This is a genomic window from Pontiella sp., from assembly GCF_041622395.1.
Classification (GTDB): domain Bacteria; phylum Verrucomicrobiota; class Kiritimatiellia; order Kiritimatiellales; family Pontiellaceae; genus Pontiella.
Window position 1 is genome coordinate 1 of sequence record NZ_JBFJYW010000231.1, and the last position, 6443, is coordinate 6443.

Annotated in this window: 5 protein-coding genes; 1 reads left to right on the forward strand and 4 read right to left on the reverse strand. The window is 61.5% G+C overall.

Annotated features, from left to right (window positions below):
• Both ABYO54_RS12720 and ABYO54_RS12725 read right to left on the reverse strand, forming a co-directional pair.
• Positions 1–365 (reverse strand): aspartate/glutamate racemase family protein (locus ABYO54_RS12720; protein WP_372808625.1); only part of this gene is annotated, 365 nt, incomplete at its 3' end.
• A 39-nt stretch (positions 366–404) separates the two neighbouring features.
• Positions 405–2852 carry a DPP IV N-terminal domain-containing protein gene (locus ABYO54_RS12725; RefSeq protein ID WP_372808626.1) on the reverse strand — a complete coding sequence of 816 codons (2448 nt, stop codon included), beginning with the start codon at positions 2850–2852 and terminating at the stop codon, positions 405–407.
• A 276-nt stretch (positions 2853–3128) separates the two neighbouring features.
• Here ABYO54_RS12725 and ABYO54_RS12730 point away from each other — a divergent pair, with 276 nt between their 5' ends.
• On the forward strand, positions 3129–4085 hold the full coding sequence (locus ABYO54_RS12730; protein ID WP_372808627.1) for an AEC family transporter: 957 nt from the start codon (positions 3129–3131) through the stop codon (positions 4083–4085).
• Positions 4086–4104: 19 nt separating this feature from the next.
• Here the strand turns inward: ABYO54_RS12730 and ABYO54_RS12735 are convergent, their stop codons facing one another.
• Together ABYO54_RS12735 and ABYO54_RS12740 are read right to left on the reverse strand one after the other, a co-directional pair.
• Positions 4105–5823, reverse strand: a complete 1719-nt coding sequence (locus tag ABYO54_RS12735) for a hypothetical protein (protein ID WP_372808628.1) — start codon at positions 5821–5823, stop codon at positions 4105–4107.
• Positions 5820–6320 carry a PilW family protein gene (locus tag ABYO54_RS12740; protein WP_372808629.1) on the reverse strand — a complete coding sequence of 167 codons (501 nt, stop codon included), beginning with the start codon at positions 6318–6320 and terminating at the stop codon, positions 5820–5822. Before ABYO54_RS12740 ends, ABYO54_RS12735 begins: the two co-directional genes overlap by 4 nt.
• Between the last annotated feature and the right edge of the window lie 123 nt (positions 6321–6443).

Below are 6443 nucleotides of genomic sequence, written 5' to 3' on the forward strand. Positions count from 1 at the left end.
AGACCGACCGTATCCCAGCCGCGCTGCGCGAGCTCGGCACCGATGGCATCGGCAATATGCAGCACGGGCACGGCGAGCGCCCCTTGGAGCCGGTCGAACACCTTGTGGGGCGTATTGGCGCAGAGCGCGATGCCCTCGACCCCGATCGCCTGCAGCTCCAGGGCCGCCTCCACGAGGATGCCGGCGATGGCGCCCCAGTCGCCGGAACGCTGGAGATCGTGGATCGCTTTCTGGTTCAGGCTGGCGATTCGGAGCGGCGGGTTCGTGTTGTCGCCGTGCTTCGCGTTCACGAGCCGGTTGATCGTGGCGTAATACTCGACGGTCGAGTGCCACGAGGTTCCGCCGATCAGTCCAAATTTTTTCATCTTCTGCAAATCCCGTTCTTCGGTTCCGCCCGGATGCCCTTATTTCGGTTGAAGGATTTCCGGCATGGGCGCGACATCGCAGGTTCCCAGATGGCGGATGAAGAATTCGGCCAAACGGCGCTTGCCGAACTCGACGTCGCCGGGGCAGTGGCCGCCGGACGGGAACACCATGATTTCGAACGGCTTGCCGGCCTGGATCAGCGCCTCGGCCACCTGCATCGTGGAAGAGGGATCGACGTTGGCGTCAAGCAGGCCAACCATCAGCAGCAACTTGCCGCCGAGCTTGTGGGCGTCGACCGCGTTGGAGCTCTCTTCGTAGCTTTTATCGACGGGCCACCCCATCCAGGCCTCGTTCCACCAGATCTTGTCCATGCGGTTGTCGTGGCATCCGCAGTCGGCGGAGGCGGCCTTGTAGAAGTCGGCATGGTCCAGCACGGCGCGCATGGCGTTTTGCCCGCCGGCGGAGCCGCCGTAGATGCCGACGCGGGAAACATCCATATAGGGATATTTCGCGGCGGCGGCCTGGATCCAGGCGATGCGGTCGGGGAAGCCGGCATCCTTGATGTTTTTCCAGCAGACGTCGTGGAACGATTTGGACCGCCAATTGGTTCCCATGCCGTCGATCTGCACAACGATGTAGCCGAGTTCCGCCAACAGCTGCGCGTGGTGGTAGGCGCTGAATTGCTTGGGCACGAAAAAGTCGTGCGGCCCGGCATAGATGGCCTCGAGGATGGGATAGCGCTTCGTCGGATCAAAATTCGACGGGCGGAAAATGACGCCATGGATGGAGGTCTTTCCATCGCGGCCCGCGGCCGCGAACGGCTCGGGTTGGTGGGGATGGACCGCCCAAAGTTCGGTGGCATCGGCCTTGCCGAGATCGGCGACCTTTTGGCCATCCGAAGAGCGGCGCAGCTCGTGGACGGGCGGCAGATCGACGCGCGACCAGGTGTCGGTGTAGAATTTGCGGTCCTTGGAAAAAGCAATGGCATGCGTGCCGTTGCCTTCGGTGAGCAGGGTCAGGCCGGTGCCGTCGAAATTAATGCGGGCGAAATGCGTGAGGTAGGGATCCTGCCCGGGATGGATGCCGAGCGCGCGGAACCAGATCTGGCGCTTTTCGACATCGACGTGCTCCACCTCGCGCACGACCCATTCGCCGGAGGTGATGGGCTGGATTTTCCCGGTGCCGCGGTCGACGAGATAGAGGTGGTTCCAGCCGCTGCGCTCCGACATCCAGATCGCCTCGTCGGTCTCGTCGAGCTGCTGGAGAAAGGTTTTCCGCGAATAGTCCACGAAGGTGGAACTGGTTTCTTCGATGACGGAACGGGTTTTGCCGGTTGCCGCCTCCACCTCGATGAGCCGCAGGGTCTGGTGGCCGCGCTCGTTGTAGAGCAGGAAAAGGCGTTTGCCATCGGGCGTCCAGTGAAGGCGCGAAATCGACCAGGGGTTGGGGAACAGGCCGCCGTCGATCGCAATCTCCTTGCCGGTCTCCAGATCGAACAGATGGGGCTTGGCCACGTTCAGCTCGTCGCCGGGCTTGAGATAGTAGACCGACCGGGTCTTGGGCTGGAGCTGGTCCTTGGGGGCCGCCTCGATCAGATCGATGTGCCGGTTGGTACCGGCCTTTTCGCGCATCGCCACCACGTAGCGGCCGTCGGGCGACCATTCCAGCGGGCCGCAATATTTGAAATTCTCGGTTCCATCGGTCGTGAGTTGGGTGGTTTGGTCGGTTTGGCGGTTTTTCACGTACAGGTTGAACTCCTTGAACTCGGCCTTCCAGCCGTTGGAGGCGGTATCCTCTTCCGCTTTGGGCTTCCGGCCTTGGGGGGCCGCCGGCTCGGCGCCGAGGTACGCGACGCCCGGCTGCTTGCGGGCCGTGAAGGCGAGCTTGCCCGCCGTGAAAAGATGCCCCGCATGGGTGTTTTGGGAACTGGACTCGCCCGGCTTCAGCGTGGTGTATACCACGCGCTCGCCCGCGGCGGAGATCCAGGCGATTTCGTGGGGCTCATCCGTGTTGTTCACGAAGTAGAGCTTGGTGGAACCCTTGCCGTTTCCGCTGCGCGATTTGGGCGTGGCCTTGCGCGCCGGAAGGGCGAAGGGATCGTCGGCGGGGGCGACGGTTTCGATGACGGTGCCCTTGACCCGAAGCGTGCGCACCTGCTTGCCCGCCGTAACGAGGAAGACGGTCCGTCCATCGGCATCGAATCCAAAATTGCGGATGAAGGGTTCCTCTCCGGGGAAAAGCGTTTCCAGGATCCCGGGGGCAATGGCGTCCTCTTCCTGCCCGGTTGCGGTGTCGACGCGGACAATCCCGCTCCCGCGCTGGATATAGAGGGCCGAGGCGTCCGGCGCCCAGACGGGCAGTAGTTGGGCATTCTTCACCGTATTGGATACGCGGCCTCTCAACGAATTGGCGACTTCGTAATCGATCGCGCACCAGGCCTCGGCAGCAATGGAGAGTGCGACAAAAAATGGAAATATCTGTTTCATGATTGATGGGTACCTGATTTGGCGGAGCGGATTCTCCGCGATTCGAGGGCCCATAAAAACAAATACCGCGGAGCATGTCATGTTGCGATGCCAGATATTTCAACGGCGCGGCAATCGGCTTGATTCGCGGGTCGGCCGCGTTGGGGGAACGGTTAAAAGTTGCAGTTGGGACTTTCCAAATGCCGGTGATCCGTTATCGGTTATCAGGACTTGGTTGCAGCACTCCACTCGGGAGCGCGGCTGAATACCAACAAACGGAAATCGACGGCGAACTTTATGAACTACGTTTTACAGGTCTTGTTTATTCTGGTGCTGATGACCGTTGGCTATGCGGCGCGCAAACGCGGCGTGGTAAGCGCCGTGGGCACAAGCGAAATGGTGCGGGTGCTGATTGCCATCATCTACCCCTGCCTGATCTTTTCCTCGGTCACGAAATTGAATGCGAAGGAGCTGGCCGCCAACTGGATCATGCCCGTGCTGGCGATGGTGATCGCCGGGACGGGGCTGGTGCTGGGGCTCTTGGCGGTGCGCTGCCTGAAGGGGATCGACCAAAAACGGGCGAGCGCATTCCTGTTCCAGAACACGATCAACAACTACCTCTTCCTGCCGCTCCCCCTCGTGCTGCTGCTGTGGAAAGAACAGGGCGTGGCCCTGCTGGTTTTCGCCTCGATGGGCTTCGAGCTGGTGGTCTGGACGGTCGGCGTCTTCCTGTTCAACCGCTCCAGCAAACTGGCCGAAGGGCTGCGGATGATGTTCGGCCCGCCGCTGATTGCGCTCATCCTTTCCATCGGCTGGGTCTGCGTGCGCGACCTGGCCAGCCCCGAGCTGCCGGCTACCGGATTCTTTGCCGACCTCGCCGGACGTCTGCTGGACCTGACCTATTTCGGCGCGGAAACCGTCGGTAAAGCCACCGTAGCGGTTTCGATGGTGGTCTCCGGCAGCCGCATCGCGGCGCTCGATGTACGCGCCGCCTTCGACAAGCATGTGTGGATCCTCGCGGCGCTGCGCCTGGTCGTTACGCCGGTGCTGTTCATCTTGCTGCTCAAGCAGATTCCGATGGACGATATGGCCCGGGGGATCCTTTCGGTGGTGGCGGTGATGCCCGCCGCGGTCACCAGCTTGATCTTCAGCGAACGCTTTGGCGGCGACTCCGATTTCATTGCCTCCAGCCTGCTGGTCACCCACCTCGCCGGAATCGTTACGATTCCCCTGCTGCTCGCCTGGGCGCTGTAAGCGCGCACGCCCAACAACGCTACGGTGGCGCGATTTCCTCCCACCGCGAAGCGCCCATGAAAATGGTGCCGGTGCCTTTGGGCAGGCCGGTCATCTGGGTTGCGGCATCGCGGATGCGGTCGTCGTATTCGATCTGCATGGCATAGTGAGCAATACTGGAGGCATCGACCACCGTGCCGTCCTCGACATCGACCCATTCGTCTTCGTTGGCATCGTATTCCACCGCCCGCTGACTGCTGGTCACGGTGGAAAGCACCGCCACATTGGTATCCGCCGCATCGTACCAACGGCCATCGATCTTCACGGCTTCGCGGGTGTTGCCGCTGGCGTCGACATAGGTGTTCCGCTGATACCAATCGCGGACAATGACCACCTGGTTCATGGCCATGAAATTGCCGTAGACGCGGAACCCGGACTCGGGCATGCCCTGCTCCCCGGTATCCGAACTGGTGTTGTAGTAAAAATTGTTGTTGGCGAACATGAAGGCATCGGCCGTGAAGAGCGTGCCATAGGTCGGGTCGCCGAAATAGATGTTTCCATCGCCCAGATAGGCGCCCGTAATCGAATCGATCTGGCCCAGTGCCACCAAGGCGAGCATATCCGCACTCTCATCGCGCGAGTTGTCGCTGTATTCGAGATTGTCGCTGATATGGATGTCGCGCGTGGACACGATGACCGACTGGCCATCGATCTTGAAGCCATAGGTACTGGTATGGTGGAACCAGACATGGCCATCGACGTAATAGGTGGTGTCGTCGCCGAGCAACAACGGTGTTGCCCCGGTGGAAACCGACCCCACCACCGTGCTCCTTGGCTGGAAATAAAAGTCGTCCTCGCCGGGCGTCGGGTCCGCCCCCCCCGGAAAGACGTTCTTCACCACCACATTGTAAAGTTCATGATCGGCCGGCAGGCGCCCGGACGTGATGCCGTAGCGGTTAAACTCCTCCGCCACGTCGTATGTGTTGTTGTTGGCATAATCCATCAGCGCGAAGTTGGGCGGATCGTAGTCGCTCGGCGCCAACGCCGACACGCCGCCGGCAACGGTTGCATTCGTGCTCTGGAAAAAGCTTTGGGTATAGGAAACATCGCCGTTGATATTGTAGGTATTGGGGCTGGGCACCGCCGTCACCGCGCTTTGGTCGTACAGCCGCACGCCGCCGTTGATATCGATGTTCCCGATCGCCACGTCGTTGCCGCCGGGATAGTTGCCCCGGCTGGTGGGAATGATCGGGCCATAGTCGGATTCCTGCAACGTTGCGGAAGGGTAGTTGCCGTTATTGATGTCGACGCGGGTTCCGCGCAGGGAGAGGTCCCAGCTTTCCCCGTCGCGGTTGGCGGCATGGATCACATGCTCGAACGGAGCGGCAACGGTCGAGATTTCGAAGCGGATGCGGCGCGAAACGGTTCGCCCGGCCATGTTCACGGTGCCGGTACAGATGCGGAATTGGTCGTCATCGCTGTCGATCGCGACCGCGAGCGTCCCGGAAACTCCGCTGGCGGAATAGCTTTCGTTCACGACGCCGTCGCCGCCGGCATACAGGTCGGCGATGCTTCGTTGGCAAGCGGCCTCGGCCAGCCAAAAGGCCTGGGCACTGCGCAGTTCGTAGATCGTTTCGCGCGAGTTGTGGGTGGCCAGATGCAACAGGGCCAACACCATGGCGGTCAGCACCAGCAGAATGACCATGATGATGGCCAGAATGGCCCCCTCCTTGTTGGAACCGGCGCCGTGCTTTTTCATTGTACGTCCCTCGTGTGAATGAACGTTTTATCGACGATGCTTACGCCGCTGGCGCTTTGCATTTCGAGATGAAGCATGACGCCCTTCATGCCGGAGGTCGCGCTGTTGACTTCCAGGGGATTGAAAACGGTCAGCCCCTGGTCGATCAGAACCCGGCTGGCCCCGGCTGCGGTGCGGGTCAAGCTGCCCTCGGCGGGATTGCGGGTGTATTGGATCGAGTGGGCCCGGTACTCGGTGTCCGGCAGATAGAGCGTATTGGTTCCGCCGACGATCGTCTCGCCATCATAGCTGTACTCGGCATTGCGCACGTCCTTTGCAATGAACCGGACGGCCACGGCGAGATCGCGCCGGAGCTCGGCATATTCGGCATTGACCGACATCGACTTGCTGGGCATGAGCAGGATCAACCCGACCGTCAAGGCCAGGATCCCCGTCGCCAAACCGGCCACCAGCAGCTCAATGAGCGAAAAGCCCGCTTTGGTCCGGGGGGCGCTCACAGGTCGCCTCCCGGGGTCATGATCGTGGTCAGCACCACGGCACTCGGATCGCCGGGGTAGCCGACCGTGACCGTCAGATACTTAAATTCGGGCACGCTGCCGCTGGCCGCCACGCGGTCGACC

Excerpts from the sequence above, each read along its gene's own strand:
- ABYO54_RS12735 (WP_372808628.1), bottom strand. The coding sequence starts at position 5,823 with ATGAAAAAGCACGGCGCCGGTTCCAACAAGGAGGGGGCCATTCTGGCC.
- ABYO54_RS12730 (WP_372808627.1), top strand. The coding sequence starts at position 3,129 with ATGAACTACGTTTTACAGGTCTTGTTTATTCTGGTGCTGATGACCGTT.
- ABYO54_RS12725 (WP_372808626.1), bottom strand. The coding sequence starts at position 2,852 with ATGAAACAGATATTTCCATTTTTTGTCGCACTCTCCATTGCTGCCGAG.